Raw genomic sequence first — 20,337 nt, 5'->3', positions numbered from 1 at the left:
CAGATCGGCTTTTCATGACGCGGAAGGGATGCTGAGTCCTCGATGGTGGAACCGAGCGCTCGTCGCGTACTGCTTTCTCCCACACGTGTCGCCGACGTACGCCGGCGGATCGGTGACTTCTCCGACCGGACCATCGCCGAAGCCTGTGCCATCGGGCTGGCGTACTGGGCAACGGGCCGGAGCCCCGACGGCATCGACCTCACCCCCGGCACGCTCTTCGCCGACGTCCTCGGATGGGTCGACAACGGCGGTACGGCGTCCGGCGGTTGGGAGATCGGCGCGGACGAGCGGAGCATCGTCCTCCCGGGAGGCGTCGGGCCGGCCGACGCGCAGCTCGCGCTGGACGATCTGGCCGACTTCCCGGACCGGCCCATCGGCACCATCGGCCCGGCCGGTGTGGCGGCGAGGCTCGAGGCCCTGGCCGGGTGGAACGACACCGAGGCCGACCGGGTCCGCCCGACCATCGTGGAGATGTTCCATGAGCAGGCGCGGACCAGGCCGGACGCCGTCGCCATCGTCGACGAGCACCGGTCGCTGACCTACCGTGAGGCGGCCGGGCTGGCCGGTCAGCTGGCCCACCACCTCATCGCACGCGGACTTGGCCCCGAACAGGTCGTCGGCATCTCACTGCGCCGCTCCGCCGACATGGTGATCGGGCTGCTCGCCGTGCTCCAGGCGGGGTGCGCCTTCGTGCCGCTCGATCCGAAGTGGCCGGCCGCGCGCCGGGCCGTCGTCATCGATGACGCCCAGGTCGTGGTGCAGCTCAACGACTCGGGCGAACGCGATCCGGCCGAACCGGACGCCGTGGCCGTCGACCTCGGCGACTGGCGCTTCGGTTCCCACCCCGCCGAGGGCACCGCGGTCACCGTCCCCGGCGACGCCCTGGCGTACGTGATCTTCACGTCCGGTTCGACCGGGCGGCCCAAGGGCGCGATGATCCGGCACGCGGCGATCAGCGAACGGCTGCTGTGGCAGATGAACGAGATCCTGGGCTTCGGCCACGACGACGCATCGCTGTTCAAGGCGCCGTTGTCCTTCGACATCTCCATCAACGAGATCTTCCTGCCGCTGGTGTCCGGCGGCCGGCTGGTGATCCTGCGGTCCGGCGGCGAACGCGATCCGCACCACCTGCTGAGCGTGATCGCCGAACAGCGCGTCACCTTCACGTACCTGGTGTCGTCCATGCTGGACGTGCTGCTGGAGATGGCGGGCGACTCCGGGAGGCTGGACAGCCTGCGGCACGTGTGGTGCGGCGGCGAGGTGCTGACCCCGGAGCTGTACGAGAGGTTCCGCACCAAGCTCGACATCCCCCTGTACCACGGCTATGGCCCGGCCGAGACGACGATCGGTGTCTCGCACGTCATCTACCGGGGGGCGGCGGAGCGGCTGTCGACGTCGATCGGCAGGGCCAACCCCAACACCCAGCTGTATGTGCTGGACGATGAACTGCGCCCGGTCCCGGTCGGGGTCGGCGGCGAACTCTACGCGGGCGGGTTCCTGCTGGGACGCGGATACGTGGGCGCGCCCGGCCTGACGGCGTCCCGGTTCGTGGCGAACCCCTTCGCCGCGGACGGGTCCCGGCTGTACCGGACCGGTGACCTCGCGCGGTACACCCCGGACGGATCGCTGGACTTCCTCGGCCGGGCCGACAACCAGATCAAGATCCGCGGTATGCGGCTGGAAATCGAGGACGTCGAGGCCGGTCTCGCGGAGCACCCCGGAGTACGGCACAGCTGCGTCGTCGCGAAGAAGAACGCGGCCGGCGGCACCTACCTGGTGGGGTACGTGATCCCGGCGGCCGGCAGTGGGGAGCTGCGGGCGGACGAGGTCAGGGCGTGGGCCACCGAGCACATGGTGGAGTACATGGTGCCCACCCATGTCGTCGTGATGACGGAGTTCCCGCTCACCGCGAACGGCAAGCTCGACCGGGGCGCCCTGCCGGAGCCCGCGGTCCCGACGGGCCCGCTCAAACGGCCCACCACCGAGAACGAGCACGCGGTGTGCGCGGCTGTCGCGGCGGTGCTGCGGCTCGACGAGGTCGGCGTCGACCAGGACTTCTTCCAACTCGGCGGAGACAGCATCCTGGCGATCTCCCTGCTGAGCGCACTGCGTGACGCGGGGCTCCATGTCACGGCACGGCAGATCTTCACCCACAGCGGTGTGGGGGCGCTGGCGGCGGTGGCGAGCCGCGAAGACGTCTCCACCGTGGACCACCGCGATGTCGCGACCGGTTCCGTCGTGGGATCGCCCATCGTGCGGTGGCTCGGCGACACCACGGACGCGATTGACGGCTTCGTACAGTCGGTCGTGCTGAACACCCCGGCGGATCTGACCGCCGACGCGCTCGACGCGATCCTCATCGCCCTGATCCGGCACCACGACATGCTGCGCGCCAGGCTGGTGCGCGGCGACCGCTGGAGCTTCGACATCCCGGAGGCGGACCAGGCCGCCCTGGGATGGCAGGAGAGCGACCGGCCGCTCGACGAGTGCGTGGCGCTCGCCACCGAAGGGCTGGACCCGGAGTGCGGCGTGATGCTGCGTGCGGTCTGGCGCCGCGAGGCGCGGCAGCTGGTCCTGACCGCCCATCACGTGGTGATCGACGGAGTGTCCTGGCGGATCCTGATGGACGACCTGGCCACCGCATGGCGGCAGCTCGCCTCGGGCGCGCCGATCGAGTTGCCCCCGGTGGGCACGTCGTTCAGGCGCTGGACGCAGTTGCTGGAGCGCGCGGCGTTCGACGCGGACAGCTCCCCCTACTGGCGTCCCCTGCCGGGAGAGGACCAACCGCTGGGCAGGCGCACGCTCGCCACGGCCGACACCGTGGCGACGGAGCGGCTCCAGGCCGTCTCGGCCGGCCCCGAGGTCACGGCCGCGCTGCTGGGCGAGACACCCGCGAAGTTCCACGCGGGTGTCAACGACGTACTGCTGACCGGACTCGCCGTCGCCCTGGCCAGGTGGCGCCGCGACCTGGGGCAGGAGCAGACCTTCGCCCACGTCGAACTGGAGGGCCACGGCCGCGAAGGACAGTTCGTCGCGGGCTCCGCCGGCTTCGAGCCCGCGCTGTCGCGGACCGTGGGCTGGTTCACCACCCTGTTCCCGGTGACCGTGGATCCCGGGGCGGCGGCCGACTTCACCGCCCCCGAGTACCTGACCGCCGCGCTCAAGGCGGTCAAGGAGGACCTCGCCCGGGTGCCGGACAACGGCGTCTCGTACGGCGCCCTGCGGTACCTGACCCACGTCGAGTTCGACACGCCCGCACCACAGGTGCTCTTCAACTACCTGGGCCGCTTCGACGCGGGTACCACCGACGACTGGCAACTCACGGGCACCACAGTCCAGTTGGGCGAGAAGCGCGATCCGAGGATGCGGCTGCCGCGCCCCCTGGAGTTCAACGCGATCGCCGAAGCCGCCGCCACCGGCGAGTACGAACTGGTCACCACCATCTCCTGGCCCGACGGCATGTTCACCGACGAGGACATCGCGACCCTCGGCGGGTATTTCCGGACGGCCCTGGCCGGGCTGGCCTCGCTCGACCGGGGCGGCCACTCTCCCAGTGACTTCGCACTCGTGCCCCTTGCGCAGGCCGACGTCGACGCCCTGGACGGCCCGGCCCTGCGCGACATCCTGCCACTGACCCCGTTGCAGGAGGGCCTGTACTTCCACTCCGTCTACGACGACGACTCGGCCGGCGCCTACGTCGAACAGCAGCTGCTGACCCTGGACGGCGCGGTGGACCCCGGCCGGCTCGCGGCGGCCGCCGGCCGGGTGCTCACGCTGTACCCGAACCTGGCCGTACGGTTCGTGGCCCTCGCCGACGGCCGCGTGGTCTCCGTCCTGGAGAGCGGTGTGGAAGCGCCCTTCAGCACGGTGGACCGCCCCGGCATCACCGACGACGAGGTCCGGGACCTGGCCGAGCGGGACCGGCGAGCCGGGTTCGACCTGGCCAACGGTCCGCTGATGCGCTACACGCTCATCCGCGGGGGCCCCGGCCGGAACGTCCTGGTGCAGACCGTGCACCACATCATCGCCGACGGCTGGTCGGTGCCGCCCATGCTCCGGGCGCTGCTCGCCGAGTACCACGCGCCGGGGACCGTGTACCCGGTCGCCGGCTTCTCCGAATACGTGCGCCGGCTCGCCGGACGTGACGACGACGAGAGCGACCGGGTATGGCGCGAACAGCTCGCCGGGCTGCCCGGCCCTTCGCTGGTCGCCGAGGGCCACACCCCGTCCGGCCGGTTCGCCGACACCGCCGTGGAGCCGGAGGACGACATCGACGCGGCCGCCCGGGCGGCCGGTGTGCCGCTGAGCGTGGCCGTGCACAGCGCTTGGGCGGTCACCCTGGGCTCCCTCCTGCACGGCAGGGACGTGGTGTTCGGGTCCACGGTGTCCGGGCGCGACGCCGAGGTGCCCGGCATCGAGGACATGGTGGGTCTGTTCATCAATACGATCCCCGTGCGGGCCCGTTGGACCCGTACCACCACCGCGCGTGATCTGCTCGCCTCCGTGCGGGAACACCAGAGCGCGGTGCTGCCGCACCAGCATGTCTCGCTGGCCAGGATCGGCCGCCGGGCGGGCGCGGGCACCCTCTTCGACACCCTGGTGGTGTTCGACGTGGCGACCGATGTGGACGCCCTGCGGCGGCCCGGCGACACGCTGGCCATCACCGGCATCGTCAACGAGGGCGCCCCGCACTATCCGTTGACTCTGGTGGTGGAGCGCGCACTGGACGGCCGTCCGCGCTTCAACCTGATCTACGACGGCGAACTGCTACGGGAGCCGAGCGCCCAGGCGATCCTGCGTACGTTCACTCATACGTTCGCCCGCCTGCTCGCCCGGCCGGACATCCCCGTCGACGACCTGACGCCCGGGAGCGACCGGCGTCCCGAGCGGATCAGCCCGACGACCCTGGGAGCACTGTTCGACGCCGCCGCGCGCCGCGACCCGGCCGCCACCGCCGTGACCCAGTGCGCCCTCGACGGCGACACCCGGTCACTGACCTACGGTGAACTCGCCGCCGCGAAGGACGAGTTGGCCTTGACCCTGCGAGCCGCCGGGGTCCGGCCCGGCAAGCGGGTCGCCATCGCCGTCCCACGCTCCGTCGAGCAGGTGGTCGCCTTGGTCGCGATCGTCACCGCGGGCGGCGCGTACGTACCGCTGGACCTGGCGTACCCGGACGAACGGCTGGAGTACATCCTCGCCGACGCCGCTCCGCAGGTCGTTCTCGTGGACCGCGAGCAGCGGGACCGCTTCACCCGGCTGCTGGCCCGGGCGGGCGTGCCGGCCCGTGTGCTCGTGCGGGGAGACGAACTGCCGCGGGCCGATGCGGAGGCCGGGCCGGAGGCGGGGTGGCACGACCCCGCGTACGTCATCTACACGTCCGGATCGACCGGCAGACCCAAGGGTGTCGTCGTCCCGCACTCCAGCGTGGTGACGCTGCTCGCGAACACCCGGCCGGACATGGACTTCGGACCGCACGACGTATGGGTCCAGTTCCACTCCTTCTCCTTCGACTTCGCGGTCTGGGAGCTGTGGGGCGCGCTGGCGCACGGCGGTGAGCTGCTGGTGCCGGAGTACGGGCTGACCCGCTCGCCGGTCGACTTCAACCGGCTGGTCCGCGAGCGCGGAGTGACCGTGCTCAACCAGACCCCGTCGGCGTTCTACCAGTTCACCGAGGCCGACCGGCATGCCGACGAGCCGCTGCCCGCGCTGCGCCGGATCATCTTCGGCGGCGAGGCGCTGGACCTCGGGCGGCTGCGCGGCTGGATCGAGCGGCACGGCACCGGCTCGCCCGAGCTGGTCAACATGTACGGCATCACCGAGACCACCGTCCATGTCACCCACCGGGTGCTGGCCGACGAGGACTTCGGCCTCGGTGAGGACGTGAGCCCGATCGGCGGCCCGATCCCCGGCCTGGTCATCCATCTGCTCGACGACCGGCTCCGGCCGGTGCCGCCGGGCCGAGTGGGCGCCATCTACGTCGCCGGCGACCAGGTGTCGCTCGGCTACCTGGGCAGGCCGGGGCTCACCGCGGGCCGTTTCGTGGCGAACCCGTTCATGGGCGACGGCTCCCGCATGTATCACACGGGCGACCTCGCCGTCCGTACCCTCGACGGTGAGCTGGAGTTCCTCGGACGCACCGACGATCAAATCCAACTCAAGGGATTCCGGATCGAGTTGGCGGAGGTGGAAGACGCGGTCAGGGAGCTCGACGGTGTGGTCGACGTGGCCGTCACGGTGGCTGAGAGCGGGGACCACTTGGTCGCTCACGTCGTGGGCCAGGTGCCGGACGACCTCGGCGATCTGCTGTCCACGAAACTGCCTGGGCACATGGTGCCGGGGCGGGTTCTGCCGGTCGAGGCATTGCCGTTGACCGTCAACGGCAAGCTCGACCGGGGAGCGTTGACAGAGAGCGCCGCGACGGGGCCTTCTTCGTCTGACCGTACGTCATGGCTGGGCGCGCAGTTCCCCGCGCCCCTGCGGGGCGCACCCGCAGCCGAAGACGCCGCGCTCGACGCGTTGGTCCGTATCTTCACCGAGACGCTGCCAGGCGTCGCTGCTGGCGCCGACACCGACTTCTTCCGCGCCGGAGGCGACAGCATCGTCGCCATCACCGTGATCAACCGGGCCAGGGCGCTCGGCCTGGCGATCGTGCCACGGGACGTGTTCCTGTTCAGGACACCGCGCGCGCTCGCCGAGCACCTGGGAACACGCACACCGCGGGCCGCCCCGGCGCCCGTGCCCGCCCGCCGCGAGGACGGCCCGCTGACGCCGACGCCGATCATCCTGCGCCAGCGGGAACTGGGCGGATCGCTCGCCCGGTTCGCCCAGGCCAGAACGCTGGTGGCCCCGGAGGGCACCGGATTCGCCGATGTCGGGCGCGCCGCGAACGCCGTCGTGGCCGCGCACCCGGCCCTCCGGCTGCGGCTGCGCGTCGAGCACGGAGTGTGGGCCCTGCGCACCGAGCCCTCCGTCGAGGTGATGGTCGTACGGGCGAAGACGGCCGACGCGACGGCCGTGGCGAACGAGGCCGCCGGACGGCTCGATCCCGGGTCCGGGGACGTGGTCGCGTTCTCGTGGCTGGAGGCGAGCCGGACCCTGGTGGTCACCGTGCACCACCTCGCCGTCGACTCGGTGTCCTGGCTGATCCTGCTGGACGATCTGGCCGCCGCCCTGCGCGGCGAGCCCCTGGCGCCGCCGACCACGTCGTACGCCGAGTACGCCGAGGCACTGGCCCTCCAATCGACCCAGGCCGTCGACGGCCTCGGGCACTGGGTCACCACCCTCCAGGCGCCCGGACTGCTGCCTGCGCCAGGGGAGTTGCGCGAGACCACCGTCGTGCTCGGCCCCGATATGAGCGACTCGGTGACCCGTACCGCTCCCGCGGCACTCGGCGTCGGTCTCACCGAGCTGTTGTGCGGCGCGCTGCGCACCGCGCTGACCCACATCCAGCCGTCGCCCACCGACCTCGCGATCGAGCTGGAGCGCCACGGCCGGGTCCCGGCGCTGGAACACCACGACTACACCCGCACCGTCGGCTGGTTCACCTCCATCGCGCCGGTACGGCTGACGGCGCACACCGACCCCGTCGCGGCGGCGTACGAGGTGGCCGAGCGCCAGCCGGACGAGCGCGGACACGTCGCCTACGGCCAGCTCAGGTACCTCAACCCGCAGACGGCCCCGCTGCTCGACCGCCGCCCGCAGGTGCTGTTCAACTACCTCGGCCGGGGCGGCGAGTCCCGGGCGCCGCGCCTCACCGGCGGCGATCAGGGCAGCCCGTACGCCGTCGAGGTCAACGCATGGACCGACGCGGCCACCGGAAGCCTGCACACGGACTTCACCCTCGCCGAGGGCATCCCGGACGAGATCACCGAACACTGGCGCCGGGCACTGGAACACATCGCGGAGGCCTCCGCGACGGCCGAGCGCACCGCACCGGTCACCCCGCTCCAGCGGGGCCTGTTCTTCCAGGCCCAGATGGCGGGCCCGGCCGGACACTATGTCGCGCAGAGCTGGTTCACCTTCGACCGGCGCCTGGACACCGACGCGCTGGCCGAGGCGATGGCATACGTGATCGAGCGGTACCCGGTCGTGGGCGCCGGCTTCACCACCGGCGACGACGGAAACCCGGTCCAGGTGCTGGGGGCGGGCCGGCGGGTCGATGTCCGCACGGTCGCTCTCTCCACGGACGCGGAAGTCGAAGTCCTGCGCACCCGGGACCGCGACACCGGATTCGACCCGGGTGAGCCGCCGCTGATCCGGATGACCGTGGTGCGGCTGCCCGACGACCGCGACGGGCTGCTGCTCAGCTACCACCTGCTGCTGTGGGACGGCTGGTCCCGCGAGATCGTGCTGCGGGAGCTGTTCGACGCCTACCAGGCCGTTCTCCAGGACGAATTGGATGCCCCGGCCCCGGCCACGCCGAGCTTCGAGGACCACGCCCGGGCGCTCGACGCCAGGGACTCCGCCGTATCGGAGCGCTTCTGGGCGGAGCACCTGGCCGGTCTCCCCGGTCCGACACTGCTCGCCGGACCGGCGCCCGCTCTCTCGGACGACCTGCCGCGCGCGCTCGTGCACACCCTGTCCGCCGAACGATCGGAGTCGCTGAGGGAGGCGGCCAAAGCGCACGGCGTCACGCTGAACTCGGTGCTGACCGGCGCGTTCGGCCTCCTGCTGGGCGCCCACACGGGCCGCGGCGACGCCGTGTTCGGCGTGACCGTCTCCGGCCGGGAGGGCGAGGGGCTGGACGGCATCGTCGGCGTGCTGCTCAACACCGTGCCCATGTGGACGCGGGCCCGGCCGGACGACACGGCCGGGGAGTATCTGTCGGCCGTACAGGCGGCCAGGGTCGAGGCGATGGACCACGAGCACCTGGGGCTCGGCGAGATCCAGCGGGCCAGCGGGCACGACACCCTGTTCGACAACCTGTTCGTGCTGCAGAACTTTCTGGACATGGACGCGTTCGCCGAGATGAACGCCCGGCACGGCATCACCTCGGTGACAGCCGATGACTCCACCCACTACCCGTTCACCTGGGTCGTCACGCCCGGCGACCGGCTCACGGTCAAGCTGGAGTACCGCGACGAGGACACCGGCAACGCCCGCCGTCTCCTCGACGACTACCTGCGTGTGCTCGAAGACCTGGCCCGGTCGACCGGGCCGGTCGGCGCGCTGCCGGGGCTGGCGCCAAAACCCTCGCGGGGGGAGCGTACGGACATCGGCACGGACACCGTGGTCGACCGGTTCGACCGGGCGGCGGACCGCGACCCGCGGCGGGTGGCGCTGGTCGCCGGCGGCTCGACCATGACCTTCGCCGGGCTGCGGGACCGCAGCCGCGCGGCGGCCGGTGTGCTCGCCGGGCGCGGCATCGGCCCCGGGACGACCGTGGGCCTCGCGATCCCGCGCTCCCTCGACTCGATCGTGGCGCTGTTCGCGGTGCTGCGTGTCGGCGCCGCGTACGTTCCGCTGGAGCTGGACCACCCGGACGAGCGGATCGCCGCGATCGTCGCGGACGCCCGCCCGGAGGTGATCCTCACCGTGAGCGCGGTCTCGCCCCGGCTCACCGGTGACCTGATCGAACTGGACCGGCCCCTCCCCGAGGGGAAACCGTATGTGACGTTCGCGACGGACGACCCGGACCGGCTGCGGCACCCCGCGTACACGATCTACACCTCCGGGTCGACCGGGAAGCCCAAGGGCGTGGTGACCGAGTACGCGGGGCTCACCAACATGCTGATCAACCATCAGCGCCGGATCTTCGAGCCGGTGCTGGCGGCCCACGGCCACCGGGTCTTCCGGATCGCGCACACCGTGTCGTTCGCCTTCGACATGTCGTGGGAGGAGCTGCTGTGGCTCGCCGACGGCCACGAGGTGCACATCTGCGACGAGGAGCTGCGCCGTGACGCGCCCCGGCTGGTCGAGTACTGCCTCGAGCACGGCATCGACGTCATCAACGTGACCCCGACGTACGCGCAGCAGCTGGTGGCCGAGGGGCTGCTCGACCACCCGGAGCGGCGGCCGGCGCTGGTGCTGCTGGGCGGCGAGGCCGTCACCCCGGCGCTGTGGCGGCGGCTCGCCGAGACCGAGGGGACGGTCGGCTACAACCTCTACGGACCCACCGAGTACACCATCAACACCCTCGGCGTCGGCACCTTCGAATGTCAGGACCCGGTGGTGGGTGTGGCGATCGACAACACCGATGTCTACGTACTGGATCCGTGGCTGCGGCCGCTGCCGGACGGAGTGCCCGGTGAGCTGTATGTGTCGGGCATCGGCATCGCGCGTGGCTATCTCGGGCAGCCCGCCCGGACCGCGCACCGCTTCGTGGCGTGCCCGTTCGGCGAGCCCGGTGAGCGCATGTACCGCACCGGGGACCTGGTGGTCCGTCGGCCCGATGGCAACCTGATGTACCTGGGCCGCACCGACCAGCAGGTCAAGATCCGGGGACACCGGGTCGAACTCGGCGAGGTCGAGGCAGCGTTCGCGGCACACCCCGCGGTCCGGTTCGCTGCCGCGGTCGCACAGCCCGATCCGCAGGTCGACGGAGCGTACCGGCTGGCCGCCTATCTGGTGCTGGAGGGCGCGGAGCTGGCGACCGTGGCCACCGAAGTGGGCGCCGGGCTGCCGGACTTCCTGCGCCCGACGCACTACGCCCAGGTCGACAGCGTCCCGCTGACGGTGAACGGGAAGGCTGACACCAAGGCGTTGCCGGAGGCCAAGCCGCTGGGCGCGCTGACCACGGCGGGGGAGCGGGGGCCGGCGACCGAGACCGAGACGGTGGTGTGCGAGTTCTTCGCCGAGGCACTGGACCTGGACGACGACGAGGTGAGCGCGGTGAGCGACTTCGTGTCCCTGGGAGGGCACTCCATGCTGGCGGTGCGGCTGATCGGGCTGCTCCGCCGCGAGTACGGTCCGGTGATCACGATACGAGACCTGTTCACCCTGCGCACCCCGGAAGCGATGGCCCGCCACCTCGATGCCCACCACCTCCATGCCCGAGTCCTCGATGCCCGAGTCCTCGATGACAACTCCTGACACGCGGCGGCCCCGACCCGGGCCCGACATCCTCCGGACCGCACTGCGCCGCAACCTCGGCGCCATGGCCTGGGGCACCGTCCTCATGGGCCTGTACCAGGCGGGTGAGACGGCCTTCCCCATCGCGCTCGGCCTGATCGTCGAGCACACGATGCGCCACCGGAGCCTCGGCGCGCTCGGTCTGTCGATCGCCGCGCTGGCGGTGATCATCACGACGGTGTCGCTGTCATGGCGGTTCGGGATGCGCGTCCTCCAGAAGGCCAACACGACCGAGGCACACCGCTGGCGGGTGAAGGTCGCGGCCTGTGGCCTTCAGCCGGTGGCCAGGGACATGGACCTCAAGTCCGGCGAGGTGCTCACCATCGCCACTGAGGACGCCGACCAGACCGCAGACATCATCGAGGTGGTGCCGCTGCTGATCAGCTCGCTGGTCGCGGTGCTGGTCGCGGCGGTCGCCCTCGGCCTGGCCGATGTGCGGCTCGGCCTGCTGGTGATCGTGGGAACCGTCGCGATCCTGTCGGTCCTGAGCGTGCTGTCCAGGCGGATCGGCTCCAGCACCCGCGAACAGCAGGCCCGGGTGGCGCGGGCGGGCGCGAAGGTCGCCGACCTGATCACCGGGCTGCGCCCGCTGCACGGCTTCGGCGGCAACCAGGCGGCGTTCCGGTCCTACCGTGAGGTCAGCGCGGAGGCGACCCACCAGGCGATCACGGTCGCCAAGGTCAACGGCGTGTACGCGGGCACCGCGCTGGCGCTCAACGCGATCCTCGCCGCCGCTGTGACCCTGACGGCGGGCTCGCTGGCGTGGAGCGGCCGGATCAACGTCGGCGAACTCGTCATGGCGGTGGGGCTGGCGCAGTTCATCATGGAACCGCTCAAGCTGTTCTCGGAGATGCCGAAGTACGTGATGATGGCGCGCGCGTCGGCCGAGCGGATGGCGCTGGTGCTGGCCGCGCCGCCGGTGACGGCTTCGGGGGCGGAGCACCCGGCCGCGGGCGGAGGCCTCGACGTCGACTGCCTCCGCTACGGCTCCCTGCGCAAGCTGAAGTTCCAGGTGAGCGCCGGCGAGTTCGTGGCGATCGCCGCCTACCAGCCGCGCGCGGCGGCCGACCTGGCGTCGATCCTGGCCGTGACCGTCCCGCCCGGCGTGTACGAGGGGGCGGTGCGGGTGAGCGGGCGGGAGCTCGGGGAGCTGTCGGTCGAGGCGCTCCGCGCGTACCTGCTGGTCAACCCGTACGACGGGGAGATCTTCGCGGGCACCCTCGGTACCAACATCGACCCGTTGGGCACCAGCCGGATGGTCCCGGAGGCCATCGAGGCGTCCATGCTGACCGACGTGGTCGCCCTCCACCGTGAAGGACTCGACTACCGGGTCCGCGACCGCGGTGCGAACCTCTCCGGGGGCCAGCGCCAGCGGCTGTCCCTGGCCCGTGCCCTCGCCGCCGACACCGAAGTCCTCGTCCTGCACGACCCGACGACGGCCGTCGACGCGGTCACCGAGCAGCTCATCGCGCGCAACGTCGCGAAGCTGCGCCGGGGCCGGACCACCATCGTGATCACCAGTAGCCCGGCCCTCCTGGACGCCGCCGACCGTGTCCTCGCACTGGACGAAGGCGTCATCACCGCCGAGGACACCCACCGCAACCTCCTCGCCACGGACGAGGACTACTGCGCGGCGGTGGCCCGGTGAACCGGTCGGCTAACGAAACACCCGCTCATCGAGCGCCCAGGCGACATCCCTGAGCAGGGCGTGCCGCCAGCCCGCCCGGTCATGGCCGGACGCCGACCGGGAGACCCGTACGGTCGCGCCGGTTCGTGTCGCCAGGGACTCGGTCAGCTCGCAGTGGGGGAGCATCCGGGTCTCGTGTTCCCCCACGTCGAACGCGACACGCAGCCCGGACAGGTCGGGACGCTCCCGCAGGCGCGCGGCGACGGTGCCGCCGACCGGGCCGCCCAAGGGGTCCGGCAGGTCCATGGCGCCGGGGGCCCACCAGAAGGACCCCGACTGACAGGCGACGCGGGACACCAGGTCCGGGAACTCCAGTGCCGCGTACATCGCGCTCAGCCCACCCATGCTCTGCCCGGCGACCACCAGCTGGTCCACATCGGCGGGTACGCCGGATTCCGCCACCAGCGGCAGCAGTTCGTCCCGGATCGCCTCCCACAGGGCGGGCCCGCATCCGAACTCGGTCTCCCTGTCCCCGCTCGGCAGGAAGACGAGTGTGACGGCGGGCATCTCGCCACTGGCGACGGCCGAGTCGAACGCGGCCATGGCCGGGTGCAGGTACAGCCAGTCGTCCCCGTCGAGCAGCAGGACCACGGGCCCGCCACCGCCCGCCGGGTGGACCCGCGCGGTGCGCCGCCCGCCGAGCCGTTCGCTGCTCCAGCGGATCCGGGTGCGCGGGAGTGGCAGTACGGCGTCGGCGCCGATGACGGGCCAGTGCGGCTGGGCCGGGGCGTCCGGGGTCGCGGCGATGGACCGTTCACCGCCCGCACCGACCGGGTTGAACGGGTCGGCGTGCGCCGCGTCGCCCACGAGGAACTGATAGGTCACGCGCAGCCGCTCGGGCATGCGCACCTCGGCGTACCAGCAGTCCGTATCGCCCCACCGGCGCAGCGGGACCGGCTCCGACCAGCTCTCGAAGCCGATGCTCGTCGGGGAGCCGCGCCACAGGAACAAGGTCACCCATCCACCGCCGTCGGCGGGCACCGACGCGGGTGTCCTCGCCGCCGCCCAGAACTCGCCGGTGCCGGGTGCGCCGGGCAGCCCGAACCCGGCGAAGGCGTTCTTCCCATCGGCCGCGCCCAGGCGCATGAACGTCTCCTTGTGAGAGGGAAGGGACGGAGCTAAACTCCCGTCAATTAGGCGAGCCTAACCTAAGTCAGGTCTTCATAGGAGGCGCTGGGCATGAGCACAAACCCTTTCGATGACACCGAAGGCCGTTTCCTGGTCCTGGTGAACGACGAGGGCCAGCACTCGCTCTGGCCGGTCTTCGCCGAGGTGCCCGGGGGATGGACGACCGTCTTCGAGGAGAACACCCGCGAAGGCGTGCCTGGAGTTCATCGAAACCCACTGGACCGACCTGCGCCCCCGATCCCTGGCGGAGACCATGGAGAACTGACGTAACCGGCACCTGACCCTCGTCACCGCAAGCCGCCCGGGCACCGAGGCGAGCGCCGGCAGATGCTCTGCACCAGACTGACGAACGCCCGCTTCCTCACCATGGACCCGGACCACCCCGTCGCCCACGACCTGGGCATCTGGCGGGGCCGGATCGCGGGCCTGGACAAGGCCGTGACCTCCCTGCCCGCCCGCGAGGTGATCGACCTGCAAGGCGCCACCGTGCTGCCCGGGTTCATCGACCCCCATGCGCACCTGGCCTGGACCGGGTTCAAGCAGCAGACCCCGAGCATCGCGGGCCGCACCCGGATCGACGACGTGCTCGCCACCGTGGAGGAGACCGTCACCCGGAACAGCTCGCCCGGGGCCTGGGTGAGCATCGCCGGATACGACCAGCGAGCCCTGGGACGCCACCTGACCGCCGCCGAACTGGACAAGGTCAGCCGCGGGCGCAAGCTGATGGTGACGCACGACTCCGGGCACGGCTGCCTCGTCAACTCCGCCGTTCTCGACCTGCTCCCCGCCGGCATCCCGCACGAGAGCGGCTTCCTCGCCGAGGGCGCCATGGGCGCCGCCCGCGCTCTGCGCCTCCCGTACTCCCAGCGGGAACTGGCCGAGGCGATCGGCCGCGCCGCCCGCACCTGCCTGGCCGAGGGCGTCACCGCCTGCGCCGAGGCGGGCATCGGCGGCGCCCTCTTCGGCCACAGCCCGGTCGAGCTGGGCGCCTACCAACTCGCCCGTGACTCGGGCCTGTTGCCGCTGCGCGTACAGGTCATGGTGTCCGCCGACCGGCTGCACCCGGTCGCCGCACACGAAGCCGACGGCATTCCCCGGGCCCTCGACCTGGGACTGCGCACTGGGTTCGGCGACGACCGGCTCTCCGTGGGCGCGCTGAAGATCTACACGGACGGCGGCATGATGGCCCGGACCGCCGCGCTCAGCAGCCCGTACGAGGGGCTGGACCACAGGGGTGAGCCGCAGGACGATCCGGAGGCGCTCGCGGAGACGATCGTGGACGGCCACCTGGCCGGGTGGCAGCTCGCGGTCCACGCGATCGGCGACCGCGCCGCCGATGTGGCCCTGGACGCCCTGGAACGGGCCCAGCGGCTCCGGCCACGCCCCGGCGCCCGGCACCGCATCGAGCACGCCGGCCTGATCCGCCCCGATCAGCTTCCGCGCTTCGCGGGACTCGGTATCAGTGCGGTCGTGCAGCCCGGCTTCCTGCGTCACTTCGGCGACGACTACGCGGCGATCATGGGCGAGGAACGGGCCCCGTGGCTCTACCGCGGCAAGGCGTTCCTGGACCACGGCATCCCCCTCGTCGGCAGCTCCGACCGTCCCGTCACGGACGGATCCCCGCTGACGGCCATCCAGTTCATGGTCGAGCGCACCTCCGAGTCCGGTCAGGTGATCGGCCCGGATGAGGGGATCGTCCTCGACGAGGCCCTGCGGGCCTACACGGTCGCGGGCGCGTTCGCCTGCCGCTGGGAGGACAGCCTGGGAAGCCTCACCCCGGGCAAGCTCGCCGACCTGGCCGTGCTCGGCGACGACCCCCGGCGTGTCGATACGTCGCGTATCGGGGACATCGAGGTGGTGGCGGCGTACGTCGACGGCCGCTGGAGCCCGGCACAGCGATAGCCTTGGCCGCTATGACGCGCGCTTGGATCCTGCCGACAGTCCTCGTGCTCTGCGGCGCGTCCTTCGCCGCCGGCCTGATCTCCAGCGGAAACCCTGGCACGGCCGTAGCGCCCCTGCTGGTGTTCGTGACTCTCGCGGTCGTGAACTCGCCCCTGATCTTCCCGCGGTCGATCAGCGCGCCGGAGGCACAACGACGCAGCGCGGCGGACGGCCGTCCAGTCGTCTTCTGGCGACCGGGCTGCGCGTTCTGCCTCCGCCTGCGCATCCGCCTGGGCCGCGGCGCCCGCCGGGTGCACTGGGTCAACATCTGGCGTGACCCGGCTGGTGCGGCGGCGGTGAGGGCCGCCAACGACGGCAACGAGACCGTACCGACCGTCATCGTGGCAGGCCGCTCGCACACCAACCCCGATCCGGCGTGGGTACGCGAACAGCTCTCCCGTCGCCGCTGAGCTGACGGAGGGCGTGAACGCCGAGGAGGCCGGGGTCAGCCGCCGGGGCGGGGGAACAGGCGGCCGCGGACCTTGCCGTGGCGGAGCCGGTCCGCAGGTCCGCCAGCGCGGCGGTGTCGGTGAAGCATTCGCGGGCGCCCGCCGCGTGGGCGGCCGCGAAGGTGCCGGGGTTGATGTCCACGCCGTAGACCGTGGCCCCGGCGATCACTCCCGTACGCACTCCGTTGAGGCCGAGGCCGCCCAGGCCGATGACAGCGATCACCTCGCCCGGTTTGGCCTGGGCCTCGGTGCGGACCGCGTGGTAGGCGGTGACGACGGAGTCCGTGGCGACGGCCGCATGGACGGTGGAGACGTTGTCGGGCAGGCGGACGAGGGTGGAGGCGTGAGCGGGCGGTTGGCCGGTGTCCGGGTGAACCTCGGTGTTGGTCCCCGGCCGCGACTCAGTGATGGTGAGGCCGGACCAGGGGCTGAGGTGCGGCAGGGGAGGTACGACCACGGTCCGATCCGGAAGTGTGGTCCGTGCTCCGACGACGTGGCGCATGGGTGGCGACATCGTTGCCTCATGACCGTCACTTCTCCGTCAACCGCCGTGCCGCAGGCTCTCTTTCCGGGACGCTGGGTGGGCGCGGCATCCCTCGTGGCCGGGCCCTTGCTGGTGCTTACCGGTGTGCTGTTCCGTGCGCGCTTCGGCTTCTTCTTCCCCGCGCAGCTGAGCGCCTACGAGCGCCATCCGCATCTCATGACCGCCTCGTACGGCCTTGTCGCGGCGGGGTGGGTGCTGCTCTGGCCGGGAGTGGCGCTCCTGGCCACCAGAGTCGGCGCGCGGTTCCCGGAACTGGCCGTATGGGGTGGTGTTCTCACGGTCCTGGGCCTGTTCGCCCGGGCGTTTCACGCAGGTGTGGATCACGCGGACTTCCAACTGGTGAGCACTGATGGCGCGGCGTCGGCGGCCCGGACCGTGAGCGAGACCTATGGCGCTTTCCACGTCTTCAGCGCGCTGAACGCCGCCATCATGGGCGGCTGGATCCTGCTGGCCGTCGGCGCCCACCGTGCGCGGGTGCTCGGACCCCTGCGTGCGGTGGCCCTGGGCCTGGTGTCGGCGATGCCGCTGGGGGTGCTGAAGGGGACCACCGCGTGGTCGATCGCGGCTGCCGCCGGGCTGTGCGTGGCACTCGTACCGCTGGGCGTGGCCGCATGGCGCACCGGGCCAACTCCGCGGGCGGCCATGGTCGTCGGGAGACTTGTGCTGGTGGGTGTGGTGGGCACCGCGATGTTCTGCTTCGGGCAGGCGGGATGAGCGCCCGGTATTGTCGTGCGGTGCGCATTGTGCGGTGGCGCCCGCGGACCGGGCCGCATCTGCTGGCAGTCGACGCCTGCGTGGCGGGTGTGGTGACGGCCGCGTATGTGGCTCTGGCCGGGCAGGGCGGGTCCGACGGCCTGCCCCGGTTCTCCGGCCCGGTATGGGTGGGCTGGCTGGTGGCGGCTGGTGTGGGAGCACCGCTGGCCGCCCGGCGGCTGTGGCCCCTGCCCGCCCTCGTGGTGGTGCTGGGCGCCACGGCAGCGGCGACACTCCTCGACATCACCCGCGACCCCTATCTCGCCACCGCCCTGGCCCTCTACGCGGTGGCGCTCCTGGTACCGCCCCGCCGGACCGAGGCGGCGCTGGCGCTGACCCTGGCCGTCTCGGCGGCCGCGGTCATCATTGGGGAGGCGGTGCTGACCCCGTCCGGCCCGTGGCCGGAAGCGGCCGGAACCGTGGCGCTGGTGTGGCTGGTGACCGGTGGCGCATGGGCCGCGGGCCGTGCCGTACGTCAGCGGCGGGCCCGGGCGGCGCGGCGCGAGCGGCGCCTGGCCGAGGAGGCGCTGGCCGAGGAACGCCTGTGCATCGCCCGGGAGTTGCACGACATCGTCTCCCACAGCCTCAGCGTGATCGTCGTCAAGGCGTCGGTCGCCAACCACGTGGCCGAGGAACGCCCCGAGGAGACACGGGACGCCATCGGCGCGATCGAGCGCACCGGCCGGGAGGCGCTGACCGAGATGCGGCGCGCCCTGGGCATGCTGCGCGGCGACCCCGCCACACCGCACACACCAGGCGACCCCGCCACACCGCACACACCAGGTGGCGACGCCGGACCGCACAAACCAGGTGCCGACGCGGCGCAGATGGCACCTCCTCCCGGACTGGACGACCTGCCCGCCCTGGTCCGGCGCGCCGAGCGGGCGGGCATCCGCGCCGGGCTCCGCACCCGGCTGGCGGCCGACCTCCCCGCGGGGACGGCACTGACCGTCTACCGCATCGTCCAGGAGGCGCTGACCAACGTCGTCAAGCACGCCGGCGACGGAACGCACTGCGAGGTCACCGTCACCGCGGACACGCGCGGCCAGGTGCACATCGAAGTGGCCGACGACGGAGCGGGGAGGGCGCCGCTGTCCGGCCGGGCGGACCTCAGGGGCGGGCACGGACTGGTGGGGATGCGGGAACGGGTGATGATGTACGGGGGGACACTTCGGGCCGGGCCCCGGCCCGGCGGTGGATTCGCCGTCTCGGTCCGGCTCCCGGCCGGACCCGCGCACGGCACCGCATCCGACCGAAGGGAGCCGACCGCGTGACCGAACCGATCCGGGTCCTGGTCGCCGACGACCAGTCCCTGCTCCGGGGCAGTTTCCGCGTGCTCATCGACACCGCGCCCGGACTGACCACGGTGGGCGAGGCCGGAACCGGCACCGAAGCCGTCGAGAGCACCCGGCGGCTGCGCCCGGACGTGGTGCTCATGGACATCCGGATGCCCGGCATGGACGGGATCGAGGCGACGCGGCACATCGCCCGGTCACCCGAGACAGCACAGACACGCATCCTCATCCTCACCACCTTCGACCTCGATGAGTACGTGTACGGGGCGCTGCGGGCCGGGGCAGCGGGGTTCCTGCTGAAGGACACCTCGCCCGAGAGCCTGCTGGCCGGCATCCGCACCGTCGCCGCCGGAGAGTCCCTCCTGGCACCCTCGGTGACCCGGCGCCTGATCGCCGCGTTCGCCCGCCTTCCCCACGCGTGCCCGGCTCCCGGCTCCTCGTTGGAGAACCTCACGGACCGCGAGCGAGAGGTCCTGCTGCTGGTGGCCCGCGGCCTCTCCAACACCGACATCGCCGAATACCTCCACCTCAGCCACGGCACCGTCAAGACACACATCGGCCGGCTGCTGAGCAAGCTGGAAGCGCGCGATCGTGCGCAACTTGTCATCAGCGCCTACGAATCAGGGCTCGTCACGGCGACCACCGACTCATGAACTCCGCTGCGCAGCATCGACATCAGCAGCCCGTGGGTCTCCTCGTCGGCGGCGACCACAAGCCCACGACCTGCCTCGCCGATCGGAGCACCGTCGATCCCGGTGACAACGCAGCCGGCCGCCCGGCACAGGGCGACGCCGGCCGCGAAATGCACGTTCCCGGAGAAGGCGCCGCCATCGGTGACATACGCGGCGCGCTTGCCGACGGCGACCCAGGCCAGCGCCAGCGTCGTGGACACGACGCGCGGCCGGAAACGTTCGACGAACTCAGGATGGGCCAGCAGATCCACGGCCCGGAATGCGGGCGCACTCGGGAACGGCGGATCCAGGTTGACGTCCACCAATCGAGTGGCGGACGTGGGCGTCAGCAGCGCGTCGTCGGCCCCGTCACGCCGCACCCAGGCGGTCTCCCCGTCAGTGAAGAAGACCTCGCCGCTGAACGGGTCGGCCACCGCCGCCGCCCCATCGCGCAGTGCCACGTTGACGGCCACCAGCATGTTGCCGACGCTGCAGTTCAGCGTGCCGCACAGGGGATCCACCAACCACTGTCGCACAGCGTCGGCAGCGCCCTGCTGCCCGCCTTCCTCGCCGAGCACCGCGTCATCGGGTCGAGCGGCACGGATGACGCCGAGGATCGCCTTCTCGGCCTCCACATCGGCGGCGGTGGCGAAGTCCCCGGCGCCCTTGTCGATGCGGTTGAGCCGCTTGCCGTACATGCCGCGGACCACGTCCGCGCCTGCCCGCACCCCGGCTACCGCGACCGCGGCATCGTCGGAACTCGCGTATGAGTCGGTCATGCCGTGCAGGCTACCGAGGC

The 20,337-nt window shown here is 71.9% G+C and carries 10 protein-coding genes and 1 pseudogene; 8 read left to right on the top strand and 3 right to left on the bottom strand.

The genetic code is table 11. The features are described 5' to 3' along the window. The first annotated feature begins 42 nt into the window (after positions 1-42). On the top strand, positions 43-11,031 hold the full coding sequence (locus LIV37_RS02305) for a non-ribosomal peptide synthetase (protein ID WP_020865485.1): 10,989 nt from the start codon (positions 43-45) through the stop codon (positions 11,029-11,031). Beyond that, entirely contained in the window at positions 11,018-12,718 is a 1,701-nt protein-coding gene (locus tag LIV37_RS02300) for an ABC transporter transmembrane domain-containing protein (RefSeq protein ID WP_121825903.1), read from the top strand. The genes LIV37_RS02305 and LIV37_RS02300 overlap by 14 nt, the downstream gene beginning before the upstream one ends. 9 nt (positions 12,719-12,727) lie before the next feature. On the opposite strand, the gene LIV37_RS02295 is transcribed toward LIV37_RS02300, so the two are convergent. Continuing rightward, entirely contained in the window at positions 12,728-13,843 is a 1,116-nt protein-coding gene (locus tag LIV37_RS02295) for an alpha/beta fold hydrolase (protein ID WP_020865483.1), read from the bottom strand. A gap of 93 nt (positions 13,844-13,936) precedes the next feature. Between LIV37_RS02295 and LIV37_RS02290 the strand changes: the two are divergent. The 3 genes and pseudogenes from LIV37_RS02290 (at position 13,937) to LIV37_RS02280 (ending at position 16,236) form a co-directional block, all read left to right on the top strand. After that, a pseudogene (locus tag LIV37_RS02290) lies at positions 13,937-14,150 on the top strand (MbtH family protein). Positions 14,151-14,212: 62 nt separating this feature from the next. Then, positions 14,213-15,787, top strand: a complete 1,575-nt coding sequence (locus tag LIV37_RS02285) for an amidohydrolase (RefSeq protein ID WP_020865482.1) — start codon at positions 14,213-14,215, stop codon at positions 15,785-15,787. 11 nt (positions 15,788-15,798) lie between these two features. Then, positions 15,799-16,236, top strand: coding sequence for a glutaredoxin domain-containing protein (locus LIV37_RS02280; protein WP_121825904.1), 438 nt, complete (start codon positions 15,799-15,801; stop codon positions 16,234-16,236). Here the strand turns inward: LIV37_RS02280 and LIV37_RS02275 are convergent. Beyond that, positions 16,163-16,732: an MDR/zinc-dependent alcohol dehydrogenase-like family protein gene (locus LIV37_RS02275; protein WP_243146420.1), complete on the bottom strand. Its 570-nt coding sequence runs from the start codon at positions 16,730-16,732 to the stop codon at positions 16,163-16,165. The two genes, LIV37_RS02280 and LIV37_RS02275, sit on opposite strands and share 74 nt — an antisense overlap. Positions 16,733-16,798: 66 nt before the next feature. On the opposite strand from LIV37_RS02275, the gene LIV37_RS02270 reads away from it, so the two are divergent. From LIV37_RS02270 to LIV37_RS02260, 3 genes are read left to right on the top strand one after another with little or no spacing between them, the layout of a single operon-like run. Continuing rightward, entirely contained in the window at positions 16,799-17,533 is a 735-nt protein-coding gene (locus LIV37_RS02270; RefSeq protein ID WP_121825905.1) for a hypothetical protein, read from the top strand. A 20-nt stretch (positions 17,534-17,553) separates the two neighbouring features. Next, positions 17,554-18,846, top strand: coding sequence for a sensor histidine kinase (locus tag LIV37_RS02265; protein ID WP_121825906.1), 1,293 nt, complete (start codon positions 17,554-17,556; stop codon positions 18,844-18,846). Then, a complete protein-coding gene (locus LIV37_RS02260) occupies positions 18,843-19,520 on the top strand; it encodes a response regulator (protein ID WP_020865478.1) in 678 nt (225 codons plus the stop codon). Before LIV37_RS02265 ends, LIV37_RS02260 begins: the two co-directional genes overlap by 4 nt. On the opposite strand, the gene LIV37_RS02255 is transcribed toward LIV37_RS02260, so the two are convergent. Continuing rightward, a complete protein-coding gene (locus tag LIV37_RS02255; RefSeq protein ID WP_121826280.1) occupies positions 19,481-20,317 on the bottom strand; it encodes an inositol monophosphatase family protein in 837 nt (278 codons plus the stop codon). The genes LIV37_RS02260 and LIV37_RS02255 overlap by 40 nt on opposite strands. Positions 20,318-20,337: the final 20 nt, after the last annotated feature.

The sequence above is a fragment of the Streptomyces rapamycinicus NRRL 5491 genome (assembly GCF_024298965.1).
GTDB classification, from domain to species: Bacteria; Actinomycetota; Actinomycetes; order Streptomycetales; family Streptomycetaceae; genus Streptomyces; species Streptomyces rapamycinicus.
Note: the sequence above shows the minus strand (reverse complement) of the source record. Positions and strands in the feature narration are given on the sequence as shown.

Coding starts and splice junctions, on each gene's coding strand:
- LIV37_RS02300 (WP_121825903.1), top strand. CDS start 11,018: ATGACAACTCCTGACACGCGGCGGCCCCGACCCGGGCCCGACATCCTC.
- LIV37_RS02255 (WP_121826280.1), bottom strand. CDS start 20,317: ATGACCGACTCATACGCGAGTTCCGACGATGCCGCGGTCGCGGTAGCC.
- LIV37_RS02295 (WP_020865483.1), bottom strand. CDS start 13,843: ATGCGCCTGGGCGCGGCCGATGGGAAGAACGCCTTCGCCGGGTTCGGG.
- LIV37_RS02305 (WP_020865485.1), top strand. CDS start 43: ATGGTGGAACCGAGCGCTCGTCGCGTACTGCTTTCTCCCACACGTGTC.
- LIV37_RS02285 (WP_020865482.1), top strand. CDS start 14,213: ATGCTCTGCACCAGACTGACGAACGCCCGCTTCCTCACCATGGACCCG.
- LIV37_RS02270 (WP_121825905.1), top strand. CDS start 16,799: ATGACCGTCACTTCTCCGTCAACCGCCGTGCCGCAGGCTCTCTTTCCG.
- LIV37_RS02280 (WP_121825904.1), top strand. CDS start 15,799: ATGACGCGCGCTTGGATCCTGCCGACAGTCCTCGTGCTCTGCGGCGCG.